The organism is Yimella sp. cx-51 (assembly GCF_017654605.1).
In the GTDB taxonomy this organism is placed as follows: Bacteria; Actinomycetota; Actinomycetes; order Actinomycetales; family Dermatophilaceae; genus Yimella.
Genome location: NZ_CP072113.1, coordinates 2,181,987 through 2,204,021 on the forward strand (window position 1 = coordinate 2,181,987; position 22,035 = coordinate 2,204,021).

Genomic DNA, 22,035 nt, shown 5'->3' on the forward strand with positions numbered 1-22,035 from the left:
TCCAACGGCGTCGGTGGATTTGGTTTCGGGCATGTTGGGCCCGTCTGCACTTTAGTGTGAGGGCATGAGCACCCTCCCTTCGCACCTGTTCGAGGCCATCGACCACGTGGGCATCGCCGTGCCCGATCTCGACGTCGCGATCGCCTTCTACACCGACACCTACGGCATGACGGTGGCGCACGAGGAGACGAACGAGGAGCAGGGCGTACGCGAGGCGATGATGACGGTGGGTGACCCCGAGGCGCCGCACGCGCACATCCAGTTGCTCGCGCCGCTCAGCCCCGAATCGAGCATCGGGAAGTTCCTCGAACGCTCCGGCCCTGGCATCCAGCAGCTGGCCTACCGGGTGAAGTCGGTGGACGAGGTGTCAACTGCGTTGCGCGCCAAGGGTCTTCGCCTGCTCTACGACCAGCCCCGCCGCGGCACCGCAGGCTCCCGCATCAACTTCATCCACCCCAAGGACGCCGGTGGTGTGCTGGTCGAACTGGTCGAGCCCGCTGGCGGCGAGCACTGAGCCTGTTTGATCGCAGCACGTGCATCGAGCGGCACCGAACGGCAGTTCGAACGCCCCGATCAGGCACAGTAGAGCCCATGGACCGAAAGATTCTTGCTTTCATCGCGCTTGCCATCACCATGCTCTACGGCGTCGGGGTCGGCGTGCTGGAAGGTCAGCGCGATGTCCTCGCCCCGGTCGGCGGCGTCGTGGTGGCGCTTGCCTGGATCGCGGTCGGTGTCTTCGGCAAGGACGACCACAAGCGCGAGATCCAGAACTGAGGCGTCAGCGCCGAGCTCATCGGCTCAGCGCAACGCGCCCCGTCACCGCCAACTCCCCCGCGGCGGACGCCGATCGCGCGCCGACCAACACGGCGTGTGCCAGTGCCGTCGGTCGGACAGATCACCCAGCCCCTCGGCGGGCCAGGCGACAACATGTGGCTGCGCACTGCTGATGCTGTGTTGGCAGCCCGGGCAGACATAACTTCGTCCGGCGTCATTGCCTCGCACTGAGCGGACGTTCCACCGCTGGCCCGCGTACGACTCGACCCGTACGCCGACGTCGAGCAGCCGCGAGAGGTCTCGCGGCTGCTCCTCGCCTGAGCGGCGGTTACGTCGGGGCACCTCAGCTGGTGAACTGTGCGCCGATCCCCATGTACTCGTCCAGGAGCGGCGAAGGATGCAGGGCCGGCTCGGCTGTCTCGTCGTACATCTCCAGCAGGCCGCTGGACACCTCGAAGGCGCCGAGCTGGTCGATGTAGGCGAACGGGCCCTGCGGATATCCGCAGCCGGCGGTCATCGCGGTGTCGATGTCGGCGACCGTGGCGTAGCCCGAGTCGAGCATCTTCACCGCGTCGTTCAAGTGGGGCAGCAGCAGGGCATCAACCACCAGGCCAGCGCGATAGCGAGCCGCGATGGTGCGCACGCCGGCTGCTTCCAACGTCGCAACAACCGTGTCGAGCGCGTCCTGGTCGGTGCCGAGTTCGCGAGCGACCTCGACGATCTGCCCTGCCTTCGTGGCAGCGTGCAGGCGAATCGCCACCTGCGGGTTGTCGTCCGCGAGCGCCTGCCCGGCGGCGAACTCCGAGAACTCATCGAGCGAGGCCACGATGCAGGTCTTCGGCAAAGCTTGGACGAGGTCGTCGACCCATACGGTGTCGTCCGCATCGCAACCCGACTCCTCGTCGTCGTCAGCGCTGTCTTCATCGACATCGAAGCCACACACGCCCGACTCGCAGTTGTCGCATGCAGAGCGCTCGACTGCCACGAACGCGAGGTCGGCAGATGCGGGCTCGGCGTTGGACTCGGGCCCGAACACCTCGACCTCCAGACCACCCGCGGCGAAAAGGCGGTGCAATTCCTCCGCCACCGGGCCGTCACCGATGAGCGCGACGTGCTCCGCCCGCGAGCCTGCAGTCTTCGCCTCTGGCGCGTCGACGACCGTGCCGGAACCGGCCTTCTCGTACTGGTAGAAGCCGTGACCGGTCTTGCGACCGAGGCGGCCCGCAGCGACCATCTGCTCCAGCAACGCTGGCGGCGCGGCCGACGGCTCCTTGGTGGCGTTGTAGAGCACGTCGCAGACTTCCTTGACGACGTCGAGTCCGATCAGATCGGACAGCGTGAGCGGCCCCATCGGAAGGCCGATGCCCAACCGTGCCGCGTCGTCGAGGTCTTCGCGGGAGACGTGGCCGGTCTCGTAGGTGCGGATCGCGCGGGCGAGGTAGGTGATGAGGAGCGCGTTGGCGACAAAGCCTGCACGATCGCCGACGACGACGGGCTTCTTACCGAGATCGACGGCCAGCGCGCGCACCGCCCCGACCAGCTCGGTGTCAGCCATCAGGGTGGTGATCACTTCGACCAGCGCGAGCACGGGCGCCGGGTTGAAGAAGTGCATACCGATCACCCGCTCGGGGTGCTTGGTCGCGGCGGCGATCGCCGTGACAGACAGGCTCGAGGTGTTGGTGGCGAGCACACAGTCGGGCCGGACGATGCCGTCGAGTTCGCCGAAGATCTTGGTCTTGATCTCCAGGCGCTCGGGCACGGCCTCGATCACCAGGTCGACGTCGGCCATTGCTGCGAGTTCGTGACCGAAGCTGGCCCGCGACAGGATCTCCTCCCGCTGCGCCTCGTCCAGCTTGCCCCGCTTGACCTGACGGTCGAGTGAGGCGGTCAGGAAGCCGCGTCCGCGTTCGGCGAGTTCAGCCGAACCGTCGACCGCGACGACCGAGCGTCCCGCCTTGACGAAAACTTCCACGATGCCCGCACCCATGGTGCCGAGCCCGATCACACCGACCGACTTGATCTCACGCGTCATGGGGCCAGTCTCCCAGGCAGGTGTCCACCGCATGCACGGCGGTTCACCACATCGCCGCACCCGATTAGGCTGCCCGGGTGCGACTCGTGATTGCCCGATGCAGCGTCGACTACGGCGGACGGTTGACTGCCCATCTGCCCATGGCCACCCGCCTGCTCATGGTGAAGAACGACGGATCCGTCCTCGTGCACAGCGACGGCGGTTCCTACAAGCCGCTCAACTGGATGACTCCCCCGTGCACGCTCACCGAACTCGAGCCCGATGAGGACGAGCGTGCTGAAGGTGTGCAGAAGGTGTGGTTCGTGCAGCACGCCAAGAGCGAGGACCACCTGCGGGTGCGGCTCTACGAGATCGAACACGACAGCTCGCACGACCTGGGCATCGATCCAGGGCTCATCAAGGACGGCGTGGAGGCCCAGTTGCAGGCGCTGCTGGCCGAGCACATCCACACCCTGGGCGATGGTTACAGCCTCATCCGGCGTGAGTACATGACGGCGATCGGGCCCGTCGACATCGTCTGTCGGGACGCCAGCGGCACGACCGTTGCGGTGGAGATCAAACGGCGCGGTGACATCGACGGGGTCGAGCAGCTCACCCGTTACCTCGAACTGCTCAACCGCGATCCAGTGCTGGCACCAGTGCAGGGCGTGTTCGCCGCGCAACTCATCAAGCCGCAGGCACGCACCCTCGCCGAGGACCGTGGAATACGTTGTGTCACTTTGGATTACGACGCGTTGAAGGGCATTGACAACGCCGAATCGCGGCTCTTCTGATGGCGGAGGACGAGCTTTTTCGGGGTGCAGGAGGGGCGGTCGCAGCGCCGAACGCCCTGGCCGCGCAGGCCGGTCTCGACCTGATCCACCTCGGCGGCACGGCAACCGATGCCGCGATTGCAGCGATGCTGGCCACCTACGTCAGCGAACCGGGCATCGTCTCCGCGCTCGGCAGCGCCTTCGTCAACATCTGGCCCGACGCGGGTGAACCTGTCGTGGTCGACGGCAACTGCGAAATGCCCGGACGCGGCCTGCCCACTGATCGCTTCGGTGGCGGTCTGCGCAAGGTCGATCTTGCCTACGGCGGTGGCATCACCATCTACGCGGGCGCCGGTTCGGCTGCCACACCTGGCGCGTTCAAGGCGTTCGAGGAAGCCCACCGCCGGTACGGGCGCGCGTCCTGGGCCGACATCACGGCTCCCGCGATCGACATCGCCCGGCGCGGGTTCCGTCTCGGCGCAGCAGCCGCGAGCTACCTGGAGATCGTCGGCGACTCCCTCTACGGCTTCGATCCCCAGACCCGAGCAGCCCATTTCGTCGACGACCGCCCCGCTCGGGTCGGGCAGGTCATCACCGCGCCCGATCTGGCCGACTCATTTCAGGCACTCGCCGATGAAGGTTTCGACCTCTTCTACCGAGGCGATCTCGGGCGTCGGGTCGCCCAGCACGTGATCGGCGAAGGCGGCCTGATCACCCGCGAGGACCTGCAGAGTTACCAGGCAACGGTGCGACCCGCCACCGTCGACCGGGTCGGTTCCTGGCGCCTCGCCACCAATCCCCCGCCGTCGATCGGCGGGCCGGTGCTCGCCACGATGTTGCGCCTGCTGCAGAGACGCGGCGACGACGCCGCGCAGATCATCGCGGTGCAGCGCATGGTCCTGAGTTACCGCGCCGCAGCGCTGGACGCCGCCGCCGACCTCGAAAGTGCCGGCGCCGAACTGCTGGAAGCGCTCGCCGAGAACGAGCTCACGTCGTTGCCGAGTTCGCAGGACACCGCCCACGTGAGCGCTGTCGACAGCCAGGGCAATGCGTGCGCACTCACCTCTTCGGCCGGATATTCCTCCGGCGTCACGGTGCCGGGCACCGGCCTCGTGCTCAACAACTGCCTGGGCGAGCCCGAACTCAACCGCCGCGGGCTGCACGCCGTGCCGCCCGGCACCCGGCTCGCGTCCAACATGGCCCCCACCACTGGTCGTAGCGACGACGGCGCCGTGCTGGCCGTCGGCAGCCCGGGCGCCGATCGCATCACCACCGCGCTGATGCAGGTGCTGGCTGCGCACTGCCTGCGCGATGCTGCCCTGCAGGACGCGATCAATGCCCCTCGCGTGCACGTCAGTGTCGATTTCGCGACCGGGGATCAGCGAATCGAGGCCGAACCGGACGCCGCGATCGAGCAGGCTGCCTCGGCGACCGGGCTGCCGCTGGTGGCGCACTCACGCCATGCGATGTACTTCGGCGGCGTGGGCGCGGCCAAGCGCAAGGCGGACGGCGACCTGCAAGCAGCTGCCGATCCCCGACGCGCCTCAGCGACCGCCATCGGATGACCGCGAGCTAGACGGCGCAGGCTTCTGCCTCAGCCGGCGTCCAGATCAGGACCCGGCTCAGCTTCGTCGCGCGGATCACCCGGTCGAGCCGCTGTGAGACGTCACGGAAGACGATGCACCGGCCGGCAGTCTTCGCTCGTTCATGGGCAGCCACGAGGACTCCCAGGCCCGCTGCATCGGCCACCTCGGCGTCAGCCATCTGCAGGCGGAGCTCCCCGTCACCATTGCGAATGGCTGCGGCCAGCGCTTCTCGCGCCTGGGAAATCGTATTGACATTCAACTCGCCGCTGATGGCCAATTCATGACCGCGAGAAACTTCGATCACGGCAAAACCGGGCACCGTCTTGCGGCGGTACGGCCGCGTCGACCGAGTGACGAAATCCGACATTGGAACCCCCAATATTCCAAGTGCGGGCGGGTGTGCACTCATTCAGCCAGCCGAATGGTCAAGGGCGAGTCAGGTGCAGGTCACAGTTGAATCACGGGCACCCCTGCGGGTGCGCGGCCGAAATAGTCCGGAAGTCGTTGTGGCACAGCCACTTCGACGCCGATGCGTACAGCAGCCGCAGTTCACATGATGAGACATGGCACGATCGGACCCATGGTCATTCTCAGCCGCATCTACACCCGCACCGGCGACGAGGGCACGACAGCCCTGGGCGATTTCAGTCGTACCGCGAAGACCGATGCCCGGCTGGCAGCCTTCGCCGACACCGACGAGGCCAACAGCAGCATCGGCGTCGCCATCGCAGCCGGTGAGCTCAGCCAGGAGATGCGCGAAACCCTGACGCGCGTGCAGAACGACCTGTTCGACGTGGGCGCCGACCTGTGCACGCCGCTGGTCGCTGATCCCGAATATCCGCCGCTGCGCGTGCAGCAGCAATGGATCGATCAACTCGAGGCGGACATCGACCGCTACAACGAATTGCTTGAGCCCCTACGCTCGTTCATCCTTCCCGGCGGCACCGCCGGCTCGGCCTTCCTGCACGTCAGCCGGACGGTCACCCGGCGTGCCGAAAGGTCTGCCTGGGTGGCGATCGAGACGTACGGCACCGACGAAGCGCCGGCGGGCTCGCAGAAGGGAGTCGGCGGGGTGAACATCCTGACCGCTACCTACCTGAACCGGCTCAGCGACCTGCTCTTCGTGCTCGCGCGGTGCGCCAACCTGGACGCCGGCGGCGATGTGCTGTGGGTGCCGGGCGGCGAACGCTGAGCCCGACCCAGACCCTCAGTATCGACCGGTGTTGAGACCCGGCGGCGAGGATTCGGACCACGACCGTACCTGCGTGTAGCTGTTGCGCGACACCATGAAACGCAGCGTGGTCTCCTCGGTGGTGCAGTCGACTGCGACGGGATCGGGCAGCGCGTGCATGGGCCGATCGACAGAAATCGGTGGCCCCACCTCCACCGCGTCGCGGTGCAGGACGATCCGCGGCGTGAGCCGAAGCCCGAGCACCGGAAACCACTCGATCGCGGTCGGTGTCGTGCGGGCCATCCCCATGACCCAAAGATCCCCACGGCGGCGAGCCATGAGGATCATGAGGTGGTGCTTGGTGATGAGCCAGCGACGAAGGACGACCCACGCCACCAGCAGCACCACCAGCGTGCAGAGCACGCCGACGACGACTTCCGCAGTGAGAAGGACGTCGCCCAACGTGGTGGCTCAGGCAGTCAGGCCGGAGGCATCGATCGAATCGGAGACCACCGTCACCGTGTTGTGGTCGACGGAGATGAAGCCGCCACCGACGGTCACGACCTGACGCGAACCGCTCACCGGGTCGATCCGCACCTCGGCGGAGTCGGCCAGCACGGACAGCAACGGCGTGTGGTCGGGCAGGATGCCGATCTCACCCTCGACGGTCTTGGCGTACAGCGCCGTGGCTTCGCCTTCCCAGACCTTGCGGTCAGCGGCGACAAGGTGGACGTTGAGGTTGCTCACGCGGATGCTTCTCCTGGCAGATGCTTCGGGGATGACGGAAGTCTAGCGTGCAAGCGCAGGTGCTCTAACACCGGAACGGCAAGCCGAGCGCCAGCTTTCGTGCGCGGCTCGGCTGGGCGATCCTCGCGAAATCAGTCTTCGACGACGACGATCGCCATCGGCGTCTGCTCCGACCCCTGACCGAGCGGGTTGTCGGCGAACATCTCCTCGAACCGCGTCCAGTCGCCTGGCACGTCTGCACCGAGCACATTGCGTCCGATGTCGTTGGCATCCATGACGATGGTGCCGCCGAAGGTGTCGCGGAACTCTTCAGGAACCCGGGCGCGGATCTGCGTCGACAGTCGCGCGGCGACCTGGTCGGGATCCTTGGGAGCCAGCTTCGCCGAGACATTGGAGGGATAGGCCGAGTACTCGGTCGGTCCGTCGATGGCCGAGATGCTGTTGCCCACGAGTTCGTAGAACAAGCCCTTGCGGCCGATCACCTTTCCGAGAGCGCCACCGGCGCTGGCGTAGAGCACCCGGGGCAGACCGGCTTCCTGGATCGCCAGTTGCATCGTGAACGGCGAGCCGAGACCGATGCCGGCCGGGGTGCGGCTGACGTACTTCGACAGCACGCGCGCCGGACGTCCGACATTGATGTCCCAGACGAAGTATGAGCGCCCCTGGGTGATCGCGATGATCTTCTCGGAGATGAAGAAGTACCACTGCTTGCCCGCCAGGGCCGCCTGCTGCTGCTCATCGCCTGCCAGCGTCGTGAAGAAGCGGTCGACGTGCTCCATCGCGAAGGCGTCGAGGTCGGTCTCCTTGCTGACCAGTTCGCTGCGCAGCGGGAAGCGGGTGACGCTCTCCCCCAGGCTGGTGACCAGGCCGAGCTGCTTGCCCTTGTTGGGCTCCAGGTCCGTCTTGATGCGCTCCGCCTCGGCCTCGACCGGCTTGTCGTCGAAGAACTCACGCAGCCAGAGCTCGACGTTGAGCAGACGCCAGAAGGTCATGGAGTCGACGCCGTTGGTGCCCTTGATCCAGCCCTCGAAGGCGGCCACCACTTCGTTCTGGTCGAAGTAGGGACGGCCGGCGAACTCCTCGGACATGAAGATGCCGTAGAAGGTGTTCTTCAGTCGCATGAACCACTCGCCCTGCGGCGTGGTGAAGCCGATCTTGTTGCGGCGCCGGTTGATCATTTCCGGCAGCAGCCCCCGGGTGGCGTCGCGTAGGACGCGCTTGTTCCACCCGTCCTTGATGATCGCCTCGTCCGAGAGGCTGAAGATGAACTTCACCACTTCCTTGTCCAGGAAGGGCACGCGACCTTCGAGGGAGAAGCGCATGGTGTTCTTGTCCTCGTAGCGCAGCAGCGAGGGCAAGGAGTTGTGGAAGAGGTCTTCGATCAACCTCAACTTGAGGTTGCTGCTTTCGGTGGTGAAAGTTTCACCGGAGTGGGCGGCGGCGAAGTCCTTGTTCATGAACGTCGTGGCCGGGATGCCCTTCTTGCGCTTCAGCTTGTCCTGCAGCTTGAAGCGGCCGAGACGGTAGAGCACGTCGAGGCTCTTGGACAGCTCCATCGCCGCGGCCTTGTTGCCCTGGGCCTTGAGCTGGCGCAGGTAGACGAAGTAGTACGGGATGTAGCCGGCCATCATCTCGTCGGCGCCCTGGCCGTCGAGCAGCACAGTGACGTGCTTGGTCGCCTCGCGCATCACCTGGAACTGCGCGTAGGGCCCGGAGGAGATCAGCGGCTCCTCCTGGGTGCGGATGAAATCGAGCAGGTCCTGCTTGAACTCATCGGCGGTGGGAAGAATCTTGTGCGACTCCACCTGCCCCTTGCAGATGTCGAGGACGGCGTCGACGTACTTCTCCTCGTCGTTCATCGAGCCCGGGAAGACCGCGGAGAAGGTGTTCTGACGGGCGCCCACCGAGGAGGTCGTGGCATCGCCCTCGTTGAGCAACTGGTTGATGATCACCGCGACGGCGCTGGAGTCGAGGCCGCCGGACAGCGACGTGCCCACCGGCACCTCCGACTGCAGGCGCAGACGGATCGACTCGATCAGGCGCGCCTTGTACTCCGCGGCAGCTGCTTCGTCGTAGGGACGCTGCTGTTTGCCGAGTTCGGCCAGCTCCTGCTGCAACTGGGTGTACGGCTTGCGCTCGGTGCCGGAGGCGTCGATCGTCAGCATCTCGCCCGGCTGGAGGCGCTCGATGCCCTCGAAGAAGGTCTCGCGGCCGTCCTCGTGGATGCGGAAGCGCAGGTAACGGTAGAGCGAGCGCTCGTTGACGGCCTTCTGGTAGAGGCCGCTGGCCAGGATCGACTTGATCTCGGAGGCGAACAGCAGCGTGTCGCCGACCTGCGCGAGATAGACCGGCTTGATGCCGAAGTGGTCGCGCGAGAGCGTCAGGCGCTGCTCCTTGGCGTCCCAGATCGCCAGGCCCCACATGCCGTTGAACTTGTCGAAGGCGTCACCGCCCCACTGGGCGAAGGCCTCGAGCACGACCTCGGTGTCGGAGTCGGTGGTGAAGCTGCGGCCGAGTGCCTCCAGTTCGCTACGCAGGTCGAGGTAGTTGTAGACCTCGCCGTTGTAGACGATCGTGTACCGGCCGTCCGCCGAGCGCATCGGCTGCTGACCGTGCGCCACGTCGATGATCGACAAGCGACGGTGTCCCAGCCCGACCGAACCGTCGACGTAGGCGCCCTCACCGTCCGGGCCGCGATGGGCCTGGCAATCGTTCATCGCACGAAGCATTGCTTCGGTGCCGTCCGGGCCGTAGTAGCCGACGATTCCACACATGCGCACCATCCTATTTGCCACTGACCCGTGCACCGACCACCGCGTGCCCGCGCGTTGCGAGGCGGGCCACCTATTGCGTGGAAGGATTATCCGGTGAGCTGGGGGATGGTCGGTGCGATCGTTGCAGCACTTGCCTACGGTGCCTCCACCATTCTGCAAGCGATCGGCGTCCGGCGGATCGCGGACGCACCCGAGGGCAGTGGGTGGGTTGATCGCGCCCGTGCCGGTTGGCTGTACGGCGTCGGACTCGGTCTGGACGCCGTCGGGTTCTTGGCCTCGTTCGCTGCGCTGCGTACGCTTCCGCTCTTCCTGGTCGAGTCCGTGCTGGCGGCCTCGGTCGCGGTGACGGCGGGCCTGGCTGTTTGGTTCTTGGGGCTTCGGCTGGCGCGACGAGAAGTGTTGGCTTTGCTAGTGATCGGTGTCGGGCTGGTGCTGCTTGCCGTGAGTGCCGAGGAGGGCCACGCACGCCAGGTCGGCCACCGGGGTGGACTGTTGTTGGTTGGTCTGGCACTCGTCGTCGCGGCGATCTTCGCCGTGGGCTACCTCGACAAGCGGGCTTCCCGCTCGTCAATCGTGCTGGCCACAGCCAGCGGTCTCGGCTTCGGCGTCGTCGGTATCGCCTCGCGCGTCCTGCAGATTCCTGACGCCTGGTGGCGCGTCGTCCTGGAGCCAACGCTGTGGGCTCTGGCCATCGCCGGTGGCCTAGCTGTCATCGCATACGCCTTCGCCCTGGAGCGCGGCCGCACCACGAGCGTCGCGGCCATCACCTTTGCCACCGAGACGATCCTGCCGGCCACAGTCGGACTGCTCCTGCTCGGCGACCGGGTGCGTGATCACTTCGCAGTCGCTGCGTCGATCGGTTTCGTCATCACACTGGGCGGTTGCATCGCGTTGGCGGCGCGCGCCGAGCCGGAAGTCACCCGCGCGTAGGCTCGGCTCCGTGGACTCCCCCGAAAGCATCGACGACTACTACGCCCGGATCGAAGCCGCGCTCGGCCCTGAGCGTCGTCTCCCTGTGGCCATCGAGGAGATGCCGGGGTGGGACATCTTCCCCTTCGAGGTCGACTCGCTGCGCATCAAGCCTCTTGCGCCGTTGGCGGACACCGAACCGGCTCGCCGCGGTGAAGATGCCGTCGACTGCTGGTGCGACCGGCCACACGATCCGGACGCTGCGGGGCTGGTCTGGTCGAACGACCGGTGGAAGGTGTCGACGGACGTGGATGGGTCCGGGCTGCCGATCATGCTCTGGTTGAGTCCGCTCACCCACTGCGATCTGCCCACCATGCCGACCGACGTGGCTGCGGAATTCGGACCGCTCGTCGCGACGATCTCGGCCGCGATCGAAGACCTCCCCAGTGTCGGACGCGTCCAGCTGGCGAAGTACGGCGACGGTGGGGCGCACTTGCACCTGTTCTTCATGGGACGCCCGCTGCGCATGCTTCAACTGCGTGGGTCACCGATGCTCGACTGGGAGGAGAACCTCCCCCGCGTCCCGGCCGACGTCGTCGCGCGGAATGCGCGACCGGTCGCGGAGGCGTTGACCGCAGTTCATGGTGGCCATCTCGGGCCGGTCGTCCGCGCTTGACTCCGCGTCAGAGAGGCCGGTCCTCATGACGAGCACACCTGCGGTGCCGCTGATGCGGCGAGGTAGCCGATCTCACGGCGGTCGTGCCTTGGCGGTGACCCTGTCGCGACCCTCAGTCGCTACCGGCGTCGTGATGCTGCCTGTCGGCCTACCGGGCGCGAAGTGATTCGCCGCGTTTTGTGAGGACGTCCGCTTCACTGGGCGGGGTGATGACCGCCGACTTGGACGGGATGAGCGGGTCGGGTACAGCCTTGGTGATCCGGTTCAGACCGGTCATCACGTGGTAGCTGATGAGCACCGCGAGGGTGCCGAGCGCGATGCCGGAGAAGGTCAGGTCGCCGATCTTCCAGGTGTAGTCGGCGATGCCGACAATGAGACCGATGGCAGCCGAGGTGAGGTTGATCGGGTTGCCGAAGTCGACCCGGTTGTCGATCCAGATGCGGGCGCCGAGCAGGCCGATCATGCCGTAGAGAATCGTGCCGGCGCCGCCGAGGACGCCCTTCGGGACCGTCGCGATCGCCTCACCGAACTTCGGGACACAGCTCAACAGCAACGCCCCGAAGGCTGCCACCCAGTAGGCAGCGGTCGAGTAGACCTTGGTCGCCGCCATCACGCCGATGTTCTCCGCGTACGTCGTGGTGCCTGACCCACCGCCTGCACCCGCCAAGGTCGTCGCCAGGCCGTCAGCCATGAGTGCGCGTCCGGACACGTCGTCCAAATCGCGTCCGGTCATCTGGGCGACCGACTTCACGTGCCCGATGTTCTCGGCCACCAGCACCAGCACCACGGGAACGAAGAGGACGGCGATCGACAGGTGGAACGAGGGTGCCTGGAAATCGGGCAATCCGACCCACGCTTCCTTGCGCACTTTGGTGAAGTCGACCTCGTTGCGCAACACAGCCACGAGGTAGCCGGCCAGCACACCGAACAGGATTCCCAGGCGTCCGATCAGTCCGCGGAAGAGCACGGTGACCAACGCGACAACCACGAGCGTGACGGTGCCGGTGACCGGCGACACGACAAAGTTGTTCTTCGCAGCCGGCGCGAGGTTCAGCCCGATCAACGCCACGATGGCGCCGGTGACCAGCGGCGGCATGAGGGTGCGCAACCAGTGGGCCCCGAGCAGTTGGACGACCAGCCCGACCAGGAACAGCGCCACGCCGGCAAGGAGCACGCCTCCGAGCGCGCCGCTCATGCCGTGCTCCGACTTCGCCGCAGTGATCGGCGCGATGAAGGCGAATGACGATCCGAGGTAACTCGGGACGCGTCCGGCGGTCAGCAGCAGGAACAACATCGTTCCGAGCCCGGAGAAGAACAGCGTCGTGGACGGCGGGAAATCGGTGATCAGCGGCACCAAGAAGGTCGCGCCGAACATCGCGACGATGTGTTGAGCACCGATGCCGGCGGTGCGTGGCCAGCTCAATCGCTCGTCGGGGGCCACCACCTCGCCCTTGCCGATCGAGCGTCCGTCACCGTGCAGCGTCCAGCCGAGTCCATTCACGATCAGTCAGCTTATCGACTGCTCGCCGCTGCCGTCCGCGGTGGCCAGTCCACCCCTGACCGCGGCCTCCACAACTGCGGCCCTACCGGGCAGGTGCGCCAGCTGCAGCTGCCGCGCCTGCGAAGAAGGGCCGCGTATGCCGCTGGAACCGCCGCGTTTGCTCGGCGTCCATTGAGGTTGAGTGGCACGACAAAGGGTCCCGGACAATTGCCCGGGACCCTTCATCGATCTGGAGTGGAGACTCAGCCCTCCAGCTCCTTGGCCTTCTGCTCCACGTCGTCGAGGCCACCGCACATGAAGAACGCCTGCTCGGGAACGTGGTCGTAGTCACCGTCGGCGATCTTGGTGAACGCTTCAATGCTGTCGGCCAGCGGAACGGTCGAACCCTCGATGCCGGTGAACTGCTTGGCGACGTAGGTGTTCTGCGACAGGAAGCGCTGGATACGACGGGCGCGGTTGACGAGGATCTTGTCCTCTTCGGAGAGTTCGTCGATACCGAGGATCGCGATGATGTCCTGCAGCTCCTTGTTGCGCTGGAGGATTCCCTTGATCCGGACCGCCGTGTCGTAGTGCTCCTGGGAGATGTACCGCGGGTCGAGGATGCGCGACGTCGAGGTCAGCGGGTCCACGGCCGGGTAGATACCCATCGAGGCGATGTCACGCGAGAGCTCGGTCGTGGCGTCCAGGTGAGCGAACGTCGTGGCCGGAGCCGGGTCGGTGTAGTCGTCGGCGGGCACGTAGATGGCCTGCATCGAGGTGATCGAGTGACCACGCGTGGAGGTGATGCGCTCCTGCAGCAGACCCATCTCGTCGGCCAGCGTCGGCTGGTAACCCACGGCCGAAGGCATACGACCCAGCAGGGTCGAAACCTCGGAACCGGCCTGGGTGAACCGGAAGATGTTGTCGATGAACAGCAGAACGTCCTGCTGCTGCACGTCACGGAAGTACTCCGCCATCGTCAGCGCCGACAGGGCGACGCGCAGACGCGTGCCCGGCGGCTCGTCCATCTGGCCGAAGACGAGCGAGGTCTGACCCAGAACGCCGGCCTCTTCCATCTCGACCATGAGGTCGTTGCCTTCACGGGTGCGCTCACCGACACCGGCGAACACCGACACACCACCGTGGTCACGTGCCACACGGGCGATCATTTCCTGGATCAGCACGGTCTTGCCGACACCGGCACCACCGAACAGACCGATCTTTCCACCCTGGACGTACGGAGTGAGCAGGTCGATGACCTTGATGCCGGTCTCGAACATCTGGGTCTTGGACTCCAGCTGGTCGAAGGCCGGTGCCTTGCGGTGGATGCCCCAGCGCTCGTTGACCTCGAGGGTTTCGCCCTCTTCGAGGTTCATGCAGTCACCGGTCGCGTTGAAGACCTTGCCGAGCGTCACGTCGCCCACGGGGACGCTGATCGGACCGCCGGTGTCCTGCACGGACGAACCGCGCACCAGACCGTCGGTGGGCTGCAGGGAGATCGCACGGACCATGCTGTCGCCGATGTGCTGCGCGACCTCAAGGTTGACGTTCTTGGTCTCGCCGCCCAGCTCGACCGTCGTGGTCAGCAGGTTGTACATCTCCGGCATCGTGTCGACGCTGAACTCCACGTCGACGACCGGGCCGATCACACGCGAGATGCGACCGACACCGCCGGGCTGCTGGGCCTGGTCGGCCCCTTGCTCGGTAGCAACAGTGCTCATTGATTAGTTCCTTCTCGTCATCAGCTGGCGTCGGCGAGTGCGCTGGCGCCACCAACGATCTCGCTGATCTCTTGGGTGATTTCGGCCTGACGTGCCTGGTTGGCCAGTCGGGTGTACGTCTTGATGAGTTCTTCGGCGTTGTCGGTGGCCGACTTCATCGCGCGCTGGCGAGCCGCCAGCTCGGATGCAGCCGACTGCAACAACATGTTGAAGATGCGCGACTCGACGTACTTGGGCAGCAGGCTGTCAAGCACCGTCGCGGCGTCCGGCTCGAACTCGTACAGCGGCAGGAGCTCGTCGCCCGCGTTGGCGCCATTCGTGCCGTCGTTACCGGCGTCGTCGCTCTCGACAACCTCCAGCGGCAACAGCCGGGTGACGGTCGGCTCCTGGGTGACCATGTTGACGAAGCGCGTGTAGACCACGTGCACCTCGTCGACACCGCCGCCTTCGGAGCCCTTCATGAACTCCTCGGTGAGACGCTGACCGATCTCGCGGGCCACCTCGGGGGTCGGGCTGTCGGTGAAGCCACTCCACTCCTGCGCGAACTCGCGCCGACGGAACTTGTAGTAGCTCACCGCCTTACGACCCACGAGGAAAGGCACTGGCTCCAGGCCTTCGGCGCTCAGGTGCTCGATGAGCTCCTGGCTGCGCTTGATGGCGTTGACGGAGTACGAACCGGCCAGACCGCGGTCACCGGTGAGCACCAGCACTGCTGCGCGCTTCGGCTGGTCGCGCTCGGTGGTCAGCACGTGGTCGACGTCCGAGAACGTCGCCAGCGCCGACACCGCACGGGTGAGGGCCACCGCGTACGGAGTCGATCGCTCGACTGCCTGTCGGGCCTTGACCACCCGGGACGCGGCGATGAGCTCCATCGCGCGCGTGATCTTCTTGGTGGCCTGGACCGACCGGATGCGCTGGCGGTAGATCCGCATCTGCGCTCCCATAGGCGTTCCTTCCTGTCGCTATGAACCGTGAGTAGCTCGTCAGCGCTTCTGCTTGACGATCTTCTGCTGGTTGATCTGGTCCTCGGTCAACTCATCGAAGCGCTCCGAACCCTCACCACCGTGGTCGGGGGTGGAGCGGAACTCCTTCTTGAAGTCGGCCATGGCCGACTCGAGGGTCTTCTTGCCGTCGTCGTCGAGCTTGGTGCTCTCACGGATCGAGGAGAGGAGGTCCTCGTGGTTACGACGCAGGTAGTCCATCCAGTCGGACTCGAAGCGGGAGACGTCCTCGGTCGGAACGTCGTCCAGCTGACCGGTCGTACCGGCCCAGATCGAAGCGACCTGCTCCTCCAGGGCGTACGGGGAGTTCTGCGACTGCTTGAACATCGCCATCAGACGCTCACCACGAGCCAACTGGCGACGCGACGCGGCGTCGAGGTCGGAGGCGAACATCGCGAAGGCCTGCATTTCGCGGAACTGCGCGAGGTCGACCTTGATCGAACCGGTGACCGACTTCATCGCCTTGGTCATCGCGGCACCACCGACACGGGAGACGGACACACCCACGTCGACGGCCGGACGCTGGTTGGCGTTGAACAGGTCGGACTGCAGGAAGATCTGACCGTCGGTGATCGAGATGACGTTGGTCGGGATGAACGCCGAGACGTCACCGGCCTTGGTCTCGATGATCGGCAGACCGGTCATCGAACCGGCTCCGAGCTCGTCGTTCAGCTTCGCGCAGCGCTCCAGGAGACGACTGTGCAGGTAGAAGACGTCACCGGGGTATGCCTCGCGGCCCGGGGGGCGGCGCAGCAGCAGCGACATCGCGCGGTAGGCGTCGGCCTGCTTGGTGAGGTCGTCGAAGATGATGAGGACGTGCTTGCCGTCGTACATCCAGTGCTGGCCGATGGCCGAGCCGGTGAACGGAGCGAGGTACTTGAAGCCGGCCGGGTCTCCTGCCGGAGCGTTGACGATGGTGGTGTACTCCATCGCGCCCGCCTCCTCCAGCGTCGCGCGGACCTCGGCGACGGTGGAGTTCTTCTGACCGACCGCGACGTAGATGCAGCGCACCTGCTTGGTCGGGTCGCCGGTCTCCCAGTACTTCTTCTGGTTGATGATCGTGTCGGTGGCGATCGTCGTCTTACCGGTCTTGCGGTCACCGATGATCAGCTGACGCTGACCGCGACCGATCGGGGTCATCGAGTCGATGGCCTTGATACCGGTCATCAGCGGCTCGTGCACCGACTTACGCTGCACGACCGTCGGAGCCTGCAGTTCCAGGGCGCGACGCTCGCTGGTCTCGATCTCGCCGAGGCCGTCGATCGGCTGACCCAGCGGGTCGACCACGCGGCCGAGGTAGGCGTCACCGACCGGCACGGAGAGAACCTCACCGGTGCGCTTGACTTCCTGGCCTTCTTCGATGCCGTCGAAGTCACCGAGGATGACGACGCCGATCTCGTGGACGTCGAGGTTCAGTGCGATACCGAGGGTGCCGTCCTCGAAGCGCAGCAGCTCGTTGGTCATGCAGCTCGGCAGGCCTTCGACGTGCGCAATGCCGTCGGAGGCGTCGGTCACGCGACCGACCTCGTCGCGGGACGCGGTGCCCGGCTCGTACGACTGGACATAACCGTCCAGTGCGGCCCGAATGTCTTCCGGACGGATGGAGAGCTCCGTCATCATTTTCTCCTTCGTGTGGGCCGTGGCCCGCAGTTACAAGCTGTCTGGTGTTTGCGAAGCAGTGGGCTCAGCCCGCGATGTCGCGGCGGACGCCTTCGAGTCGACTGAGGATGGTGCCGTCGATGACTTCGTCACCGACCTGGACGCGAACGCCACCGACGACCGACGGGTCGACGACGACATTCGTCATGACCTGGCGTCCGTAGAGGTCGTTCAGTGCGCGGGTCAGGCGCTCCCGCTGCTCCGGGGCGAGCGGTGTCGCCACCGTCACCAGAGCGGTGAGTTGCTGGCGCACGGACGCTGCCACGCGCAGGTACTCGTCGAGCACCTTCTCGTAGCGGCGGCCCCGCGGGTGCTCCGCGGCGCGCTCGGCGAGGAACACCGTCTCCGGCTCGGCCTTGCCCTCAAGGAGGGTCTTGACCAGGCCGGACTTGTCGGCGCCGGACCGCTGACGGTCCATGAAGACGTCCCGCAACTCGGCATCGCCGGCGACGGTGCGCTCGAAGCGGAACAACTGCTCCTCAACGGCGTCCAAGCGCCCACGACGATCGCCTGCGGCGAAAGCGGCCGAGACGGCTGCCTCCTCCACCGCGTCCGAGGCGTCGCGGTCCTTGGTCCACCGCTGCGCGAAGAGTTCGCGCAACAGAGCCTGCACCGGCTCGCTGACCTTGCCGCCGAACAGCTTGTCGACCAGGCCGGCGCGGCTGGAGGCGTCGTGGGTCGGGTCCGTCAACGCTCGCCGCAGCGAGGCGTTGGAGTCGAGCAGGTCGAGGGCTGCGAAGAGCTCGCGCGACGTGACCGCCGCGTCTGCACCTTCGGTCAACCGGCGACCCAACTCGGCCCGGACATGGGCAAGTGCGCTCCGGGAGGCTCCGTTCATCATCAGTTGCCTGCCTCGGAACCGACCTTCGTCGGCTTGAGCGAGCCGGATTCCAGCTCGGCCAGGAACCGATCGACGATGCCCTTCTGGCGTGCTTCGTCGTGCAACGACTCACCGACGACCTTGCTGGCAAGGTCGACCGAGAGGGTGCCGACGTCGCCGCGCAGCGAGACGGCGGCCGCCTGGCGGTCTGCCTCGGTCTGCTTCTTGGCCGAATCGACGATCCGGGCCGCTTCGGCGTTCGCCTGCTCACGCATGTCGGCCACGATCTTGGCGCCCTGTGCTCGGGCGTCCTCACGGATCTGGGCCGCTTCGTCACGAGCGGTGTTCAGCTGTGCTTCGTACTCGGCCTTGGCGGCCTCAGCCTGCTTCTGAGCAGCCTGCGCCTCCTCCATGCCACCTTCGATGGCAGCCACACGCTCGGTGTGGGCCTTCTCCAGCATCGGCACAACCTTCTTCTTCACGATGAAGTAGAAGAGGCCGAACACGATGAGGCCGAAGACCAGCTCGGGGATGTGCGGCAGGATCGGCAGCGCGTCCGGCTTGCCCTCGGGATCGGTCGATCCCTCGGTCAGCAGCACTGCAGCCTTGGCCGCTCCGCTGGAAATGATCACTATGTGCTCCTCGGTTTCACCAGGACGTGGTGGCGTTGATCAGTCCACCCGTCCTGAGCGGGTCAGATGAAGAAGAGGACCAGACCGAAGATGGCAAGGGCCTCAGCGAGCGCGAAGCCGAGGATGGCGATCGGGCGCAGCAGGTTGCCGCTCTCGGGGTTGCGGGCAACGCCGGAGATGTAGGCGGCGAAGATCAGACCGATGGCGATGGCGGGGCCGATCGCGGCCAGGCCGTAACCGATGGTGCTGATGTTTCCAGTCATGATTTCTGTTTGCCTCTCACAGAGTGGGAAGGTTCGCCAGGGATTTGCCCCTGGACATTCGTGGGGTTGTTTTCAGTTGTTGATCAGTGGTCGTCTGCCAGCGCGCCGCCGATGTACGACGCGGCGAGCAGGACGAAGACGTAGGCCTGCAGGAACTGCACCAGGGCCTCGAAGGCGGTCATGACGACAGCCATCAGCCATGCGGGAATGGCAACCAGCTTCAGCCCGATGGCGTCCTGGTTGAACAGCTCCCAGCCGCCGAGGATGAACACGACCAGCAGCATGTGGCCGGCGAACATGTTGCCGAACAGACGCAGGGAGAGCGTGACCGGACGGGTGATGAAGAAGGTCATCAACTCCAGCGGGACGATCAGCGGCATCAGCCAGCCCGGCACGCCCGGGGGAATCATCCACTTGATGTAGCTGCCGAAGCCGCCGTGCTTCTTGATGCCGATCCAGTGGTAGACCACGTAGACGATGAGCGTCAGGGCGATCGGGAAGCCGACGCGGGCCATCGTAGGGTTCTGGAACGGCGGGATGATCCCCATCCAGTTGTTCAGCAGGATGAAGACGAACAGGCTGAACAGCAGCGGGACGAAGCGCAGGAAGTCCTTGGAGCCGATCGAATCTTCGGCCACTCCGCCACGAATCGCGTGGTAGACCTGCTCGGTGAGGTACTGGCCCTTGCCCGGCACCACGGCCGCCTTGCGGGTGGTGGCCAGCAGCCACCACAGCAGGATTCCGGTGGCGAAGAGCATCACGATCATCGGGCGAGTGATCGCCAACGTGAATTCGTAGCTGCCCAGCTTGACGGTGCCGAACTTGACCAGCGGCTGCCAGAAATCGGACGGTGCGGGCGGGAAGCCGCCCTCAGTGGACACGGCTGCCGGCACGCTCAGCGCGGTGAGGCTCACGCGTTCTCCTCGTTCACGGTGGTGGTCAGGGGGTGAAAGTCTTGGGGCTCAGCCACGATCCAGGGCGTCACGCTTCACCTTGGTCGGGCGAGGTGGGGACACTTGGTTCGGACTCTGCAGCTTTGTCGCCGGGGTTACCGTATCGGATCCAGACGAGGTACATCGACAGGGCCGCGCCGATCAGCAGTCCGAGCAGCGTCAGCCAGGGCTTGGTGTCGAGCCAGCGATCGGCGAAGAACCCCAGCGCGGTGTACAGCAGGGGCCCGGCAATCAGGATGGCGGTGACGTTGGAGGCGAGCTGGTCGGACTTCGCGTGCGTCGGACGCTGCATGCGCGGGCTCATCGCCGCTCCCCCGGAAGCTGCACGTCGAACATCGGGGTGCGCGCCCGCATGAATCCCCACAGCTGACCCATCAGCCAGACCAGGGCGCTGACAAGGGCGCCGAGCGCTACCGCTCTGCCGTCGAGTGCCCGAACGTTGGTCAGCAGGAGCAGCGCCGGGAACATGAGGCTGATCTGCAGGAAGTACATGCCGAGCGCGCCGGCGAGCGAAGCATTCGGGTGAAGATGCTCCAGCACCCACCTCATGCCGAGATAGCCGAGCAGGAAGATGGCTGCACTGACGGCGACGCCTGCGGCGGCCCCGAGACCGCCGGCGACACCGCGGGTTGCCAGACCGATGACGGCAGCGATCGGCAACAATCCGACCGTGGCGATGACTCCCCCACGGAACATCAGCGGGAGGGCGGAACGGTCGACGGCGGGAGCACCGAGCCGCGTAGCGGCAGTTGCGGTGTGCGCAGTCATTCGGCGGGCCCTCAAAGCAGACGACGGGGGTCGAAACGGCTGGTCAGCGGGCAGCGCTCTCTGCGGATATGCGCAGTGGAGGGCCCTTCCAGGTCCTTGTGAAAGTTATCACAAAGTCTTCTTCCGGCCCAATTTCGGCAAGCCGAGAGTGAGCACCAGACAGATCAGCATGCCGGTCGCCATTGCTGCCGCGGCGTACTCGGCCTGGACGAAGGCGAACAGCAACACTCCCCCTGCCACGACGGCCGACCACGCGTAGAAGAGCAGCACCGCCTGGCGGTGCGGATGGCCGATGCTGAGCATCTTGTGGTGCAGGTGCTTGGCGTCCGGCTTCCAGAATTTCAGCCCTCGCCTGCGGATCGCGAGGATCACGTCGAGGATGGGCACAGCCAGGATCGACAGGGGCAGTGCGATCGGCAACCAGAACGCCACCAGCGCCGAACTGCGCTGCGGGGTGTTGCTGGGATCGAAGTTGCCGGTGAAGGAGATCGTCGCCGCAGCGAGCAGCAGCCCGAGCAGCAGCGCGCCGGCGTCCCCCATGAACAACTTGGCGGGGTGGAAGTTGTGCGGCAGGAATCCGGCGCAGCAGCCGACCAATGCGGCCAGGATGAACGCCGGGGTGGAGAAGACGGTCGGCGGATCGAAGTTGGGCGGGCTGGCGGTATAGACCCACACGAAGAATGCAGCGGCCGCGATGGCGACCATGCCGGCTGCCAAGCCGTCCAGACCGTCGGCGAAATTGACCGCGTTGGTTGTCGCGATCACCACGAAGATGGTGAGCGGCACCAGGATTGCCTGCGGCAAGTAGGTGATGGCGCCCCCGTACGGCACGGTCGCCAACTGCACTCCGGCGAAGGCCATGACACCGGCCGCGATCATCTGGCCGGCGAACTTGGTGACGGCGTCCAACTCGATGAAGTCGTCGATCGCGCCGATGCCGGTGATGATGAGCGCCCCGATCAGCACCCCGACCAGTTCGGGAGTGTTGAACAACTGCGACAGATAAGGCAGTTGGGATGCCACCAGGGCTGATCCGCCGAATCCGATGAGCATCGCCACTCCGCCGAGGCGTGGCACCGGGATCGAGTGCACGTCACGTCCGCGCACCGGGGTGACGGCGCCGAAGCGCACTGCCAACCACCGGACCGCAGGGGTCGCCAGGAACGTGATCGTCGCGGCGACGACACAGACCAGGAGATATTCACGCACGGGCGGTCGGTGAACTTTCAGGATTCGGGGAAGCGGCTTCGTCCAAAGTATCCGCTCCCGCCCCTCCAAGCAGTCGCACCTCGCTCGGCGAGTAGGATTTCCCACCCG

Annotated in this window: 23 protein-coding genes; 7 read left to right on the forward strand and 16 right to left on the reverse strand. The window is 65.9% G+C overall.

Annotated elements, in window-relative coordinates; translation table 11 throughout:
- The first annotated feature begins 64 nt into the window (after nt 1-64).
- Both mce and J5M86_RS10400 read left to right on the forward strand, forming a co-directional pair.
- On the forward strand, nt 65-514 hold the full coding sequence (gene mce, locus J5M86_RS10395) for a methylmalonyl-CoA epimerase (RefSeq protein WP_188060421.1): 450 nt from the start codon (nt 65-67) through the stop codon (nt 512-514).
- A 77-nt stretch (nt 515-591) separates the two neighbouring features.
- Nucleotides 592-774, forward strand: a complete 183-nt coding sequence (locus tag J5M86_RS10400) for a hypothetical protein (protein ID WP_188060420.1) — start codon at nt 592-594, stop codon at nt 772-774.
- Between the two features lie 343 nt (nt 775-1,117).
- Here the strand turns inward: J5M86_RS10400 and J5M86_RS10405 are convergent, their stop codons facing one another.
- Nucleotides 1,118-2,806, reverse strand: a complete 1,689-nt coding sequence (locus J5M86_RS10405) for a 3-hydroxyacyl-CoA dehydrogenase (RefSeq protein ID WP_188060419.1) — start codon at nt 2,804-2,806, stop codon at nt 1,118-1,120.
- Nucleotides 2,807-2,883: 77 nt separating this feature from the next.
- Here J5M86_RS10405 and nucS point away from each other — a divergent pair, with 77 nt between their 5' ends.
- Together nucS and J5M86_RS10415 are read left to right on the forward strand one after the other, a co-directional pair.
- A complete protein-coding gene (gene nucS / locus J5M86_RS10410; protein ID WP_188060418.1) occupies nt 2,884-3,579 on the forward strand; it encodes an endonuclease NucS in 696 nt (231 codons plus the stop codon).
- Nucleotides 3,579-5,123, forward strand: coding sequence for a gamma-glutamyltransferase (locus J5M86_RS10415; RefSeq protein ID WP_188060417.1), 1,545 nt, complete (start codon nt 3,579-3,581; stop codon nt 5,121-5,123). Before nucS ends, J5M86_RS10415 begins: the two co-directional genes overlap by 1 nt.
- A 7-nt stretch (nt 5,124-5,130) precedes the next feature.
- Here the strand turns inward: J5M86_RS10415 and J5M86_RS10420 are convergent, their stop codons facing one another.
- Complete coding sequence (locus tag J5M86_RS10420; protein ID WP_188060416.1) at nt 5,131-5,511, reverse strand: STAS domain-containing protein; 381 nt, start codon at nt 5,509-5,511, stop codon at nt 5,131-5,133.
- A gap of 213 nt (nt 5,512-5,724) precedes the next feature.
- Here J5M86_RS10420 and J5M86_RS10425 point away from each other — a divergent pair, with 213 nt between their 5' ends.
- Nucleotides 5,725-6,336: a cob(I)yrinic acid a,c-diamide adenosyltransferase gene (locus J5M86_RS10425; RefSeq protein ID WP_188060415.1), complete on the forward strand. Its 612-nt coding sequence runs from the start codon at nt 5,725-5,727 to the stop codon at nt 6,334-6,336.
- 15 nt (nt 6,337-6,351) lie between these two features.
- On the opposite strand, the gene J5M86_RS10430 is transcribed toward J5M86_RS10425, so the two are convergent.
- The 3 genes from J5M86_RS10430 to asnB form a co-directional block, all read right to left on the reverse strand.
- On the reverse strand, nt 6,352-6,777 hold the full coding sequence (locus J5M86_RS10430) for a DUF2550 family protein (protein WP_188060414.1): 426 nt from the start codon (nt 6,775-6,777) through the stop codon (nt 6,352-6,354).
- A 9-nt stretch (nt 6,778-6,786) separates the two neighbouring features.
- Complete coding sequence (locus J5M86_RS10435; RefSeq protein WP_188060413.1) at nt 6,787-7,062, reverse strand: F0F1 ATP synthase subunit epsilon; 276 nt, start codon at nt 7,060-7,062, stop codon at nt 6,787-6,789.
- 131 nt (nt 7,063-7,193) lie between these two features.
- Nucleotides 7,194-9,836: an asparagine synthase (glutamine-hydrolyzing) gene (gene asnB / locus J5M86_RS10440; protein WP_188060412.1), complete on the reverse strand. Its 2,643-nt coding sequence runs from the start codon at nt 9,834-9,836 to the stop codon at nt 7,194-7,196.
- A gap of 93 nt (nt 9,837-9,929) precedes the next feature.
- On the opposite strand from asnB, the gene J5M86_RS10445 reads away from it, so the two are divergent.
- Nucleotides 9,930-10,766, forward strand: coding sequence for a hypothetical protein (locus J5M86_RS10445; RefSeq protein WP_188060411.1), 837 nt, complete (start codon nt 9,930-9,932; stop codon nt 10,764-10,766).
- A gap of 10 nt (nt 10,767-10,776) precedes the next feature.
- A complete protein-coding gene (locus J5M86_RS10450; protein ID WP_188060410.1) occupies nt 10,777-11,421 on the forward strand; it encodes a hypothetical protein in 645 nt (214 codons plus the stop codon).
- 148 nt (nt 11,422-11,569) lie between these two features.
- Here J5M86_RS10450 and J5M86_RS10455 read toward each other — a convergent pair whose 3' ends face one another.
- The 11 genes from J5M86_RS10455 to J5M86_RS10505 all read right to left on the reverse strand — a co-directional run bounded on the left by J5M86_RS10455 (nt 11,570) and on the right by J5M86_RS10505 (nt 21,927).
- Nucleotides 11,570-12,928, reverse strand: coding sequence for a uracil-xanthine permease family protein (locus tag J5M86_RS10455; RefSeq protein ID WP_188060638.1), 1,359 nt, complete (start codon nt 12,926-12,928; stop codon nt 11,570-11,572).
- Nucleotides 12,929-13,164: 236 nt separating this feature from the next.
- Nucleotides 13,165-14,622 (reverse strand): F0F1 ATP synthase subunit beta, encoded by a 1,458-nt coding sequence (atpD, locus tag J5M86_RS10460; RefSeq protein WP_188060409.1) that lies wholly within the window; start codon nt 14,620-14,622, stop codon nt 13,165-13,167.
- Between the two features lie 20 nt (nt 14,623-14,642).
- Entirely contained in the window at nt 14,643-15,566 is a 924-nt protein-coding gene (locus tag J5M86_RS10465) for a F0F1 ATP synthase subunit gamma (protein ID WP_188060408.1), read from the reverse strand.
- A 39-nt stretch (nt 15,567-15,605) separates the two neighbouring features.
- A complete protein-coding gene (gene atpA / locus J5M86_RS10470; protein WP_188060407.1) occupies nt 15,606-17,240 on the reverse strand; it encodes a F0F1 ATP synthase subunit alpha in 1,635 nt (544 codons plus the stop codon).
- Nucleotides 17,241-17,307: 67 nt separating this feature from the next.
- A complete protein-coding gene (locus J5M86_RS10475; protein WP_244328320.1) occupies nt 17,308-18,123 on the reverse strand; it encodes a F0F1 ATP synthase subunit delta in 816 nt (271 codons plus the stop codon).
- Nucleotides 18,123-18,728, reverse strand: a complete 606-nt coding sequence (locus J5M86_RS10480) for a F0F1 ATP synthase subunit B (RefSeq protein ID WP_370587339.1) — start codon at nt 18,726-18,728, stop codon at nt 18,123-18,125. Before J5M86_RS10480 ends, J5M86_RS10475 begins: the two co-directional genes overlap by 1 nt.
- A 68-nt stretch (nt 18,729-18,796) precedes the next feature.
- On the reverse strand, nt 18,797-18,997 hold the full coding sequence (locus tag J5M86_RS10485) for an ATP synthase F0 subunit C (protein WP_188060406.1): 201 nt from the start codon (nt 18,995-18,997) through the stop codon (nt 18,797-18,799).
- An 83-nt stretch (nt 18,998-19,080) separates the two neighbouring features.
- Nucleotides 19,081-19,911 carry a F0F1 ATP synthase subunit A gene (atpB, locus tag J5M86_RS10490; protein WP_188060405.1) on the reverse strand — a complete coding sequence of 277 codons (831 nt, stop codon included), beginning with the start codon at nt 19,909-19,911 and terminating at the stop codon, nt 19,081-19,083.
- A 67-nt stretch (nt 19,912-19,978) separates the two neighbouring features.
- Nucleotides 19,979-20,254: an AtpZ/AtpI family protein gene (locus J5M86_RS10495; protein ID WP_208965011.1), complete on the reverse strand. Its 276-nt coding sequence runs from the start codon at nt 20,252-20,254 to the stop codon at nt 19,979-19,981.
- A complete protein-coding gene (locus J5M86_RS10500) occupies nt 20,251-20,718 on the reverse strand; it encodes a hypothetical protein (protein WP_188060403.1) in 468 nt (155 codons plus the stop codon). Before J5M86_RS10500 ends, J5M86_RS10495 begins: the two co-directional genes overlap by 4 nt.
- 108 nt (nt 20,719-20,826) lie before the next feature.
- Nucleotides 20,827-21,927 (reverse strand): glycosyltransferase family 4 protein, encoded by a 1,101-nt coding sequence (locus J5M86_RS10505; protein WP_188060402.1) that lies wholly within the window; start codon nt 21,925-21,927, stop codon nt 20,827-20,829.
- Nucleotides 21,928-22,035: the final 108 nt, after the last annotated feature.

Bases quoted from the DNA above. Each gene is read 5' to 3' on its own strand.
- asnB (WP_188060412.1), bottom strand. From the start codon at position 9,836: ATGTGTGGAATCGTCGGCTACTACGGCCCGGACGGCACCGAAGCAATG.
- J5M86_RS10500 (WP_188060403.1), bottom strand. From the start codon at position 20,718: ATGACTGCGCACACCGCAACTGCCGCTACGCGGCTCGGTGCTCCCGCC.
- J5M86_RS10425 (WP_188060415.1), top strand. From the start codon at position 5,725: ATGGTCATTCTCAGCCGCATCTACACCCGCACCGGCGACGAGGGCACG.
- J5M86_RS10420 (WP_188060416.1), bottom strand. From the start codon at position 5,511: ATGTCGGATTTCGTCACTCGGTCGACGCGGCCGTACCGCCGCAAGACG.
- J5M86_RS10400 (WP_188060420.1), top strand. From the start codon at position 592: ATGGACCGAAAGATTCTTGCTTTCATCGCGCTTGCCATCACCATGCTC.
- J5M86_RS10475 (WP_244328320.1), bottom strand. From the start codon at position 18,123: ATGATGAACGGAGCCTCCCGGAGCGCACTTGCCCATGTCCGGGCCGAG.
- J5M86_RS10405 (WP_188060419.1), bottom strand. From the start codon at position 2,806: ATGACGCGTGAGATCAAGTCGGTCGGTGTGATCGGGCTCGGCACCATG.
- J5M86_RS10485 (WP_188060406.1), bottom strand. From the start codon at position 18,997: ATGACTGGAAACATCAGCACCATCGGTTACGGCCTGGCCGCGATCGGC.
- atpD (WP_188060409.1), bottom strand. From the start codon at position 14,622: ATGAGCACTGTTGCTACCGAGCAAGGGGCCGACCAGGCCCAGCAGCCC.
- J5M86_RS10415 (WP_188060417.1), top strand. From the start codon at position 3,579: ATGGCGGAGGACGAGCTTTTTCGGGGTGCAGGAGGGGCGGTCGCAGCG.
- atpA (WP_188060407.1), bottom strand. From the start codon at position 17,240: ATGACGGAGCTCTCCATCCGTCCGGAAGACATTCGGGCCGCACTGGAC.
- mce (WP_188060421.1), top strand. From the start codon at position 65: ATGAGCACCCTCCCTTCGCACCTGTTCGAGGCCATCGACCACGTGGGC.
- J5M86_RS10465 (WP_188060408.1), bottom strand. From the start codon at position 15,566: ATGGGAGCGCAGATGCGGATCTACCGCCAGCGCATCCGGTCGGTCCAG.
- J5M86_RS10495 (WP_208965011.1), bottom strand. From the start codon at position 20,254: ATGAGCCCGCGCATGCAGCGTCCGACGCACGCGAAGTCCGACCAGCTC.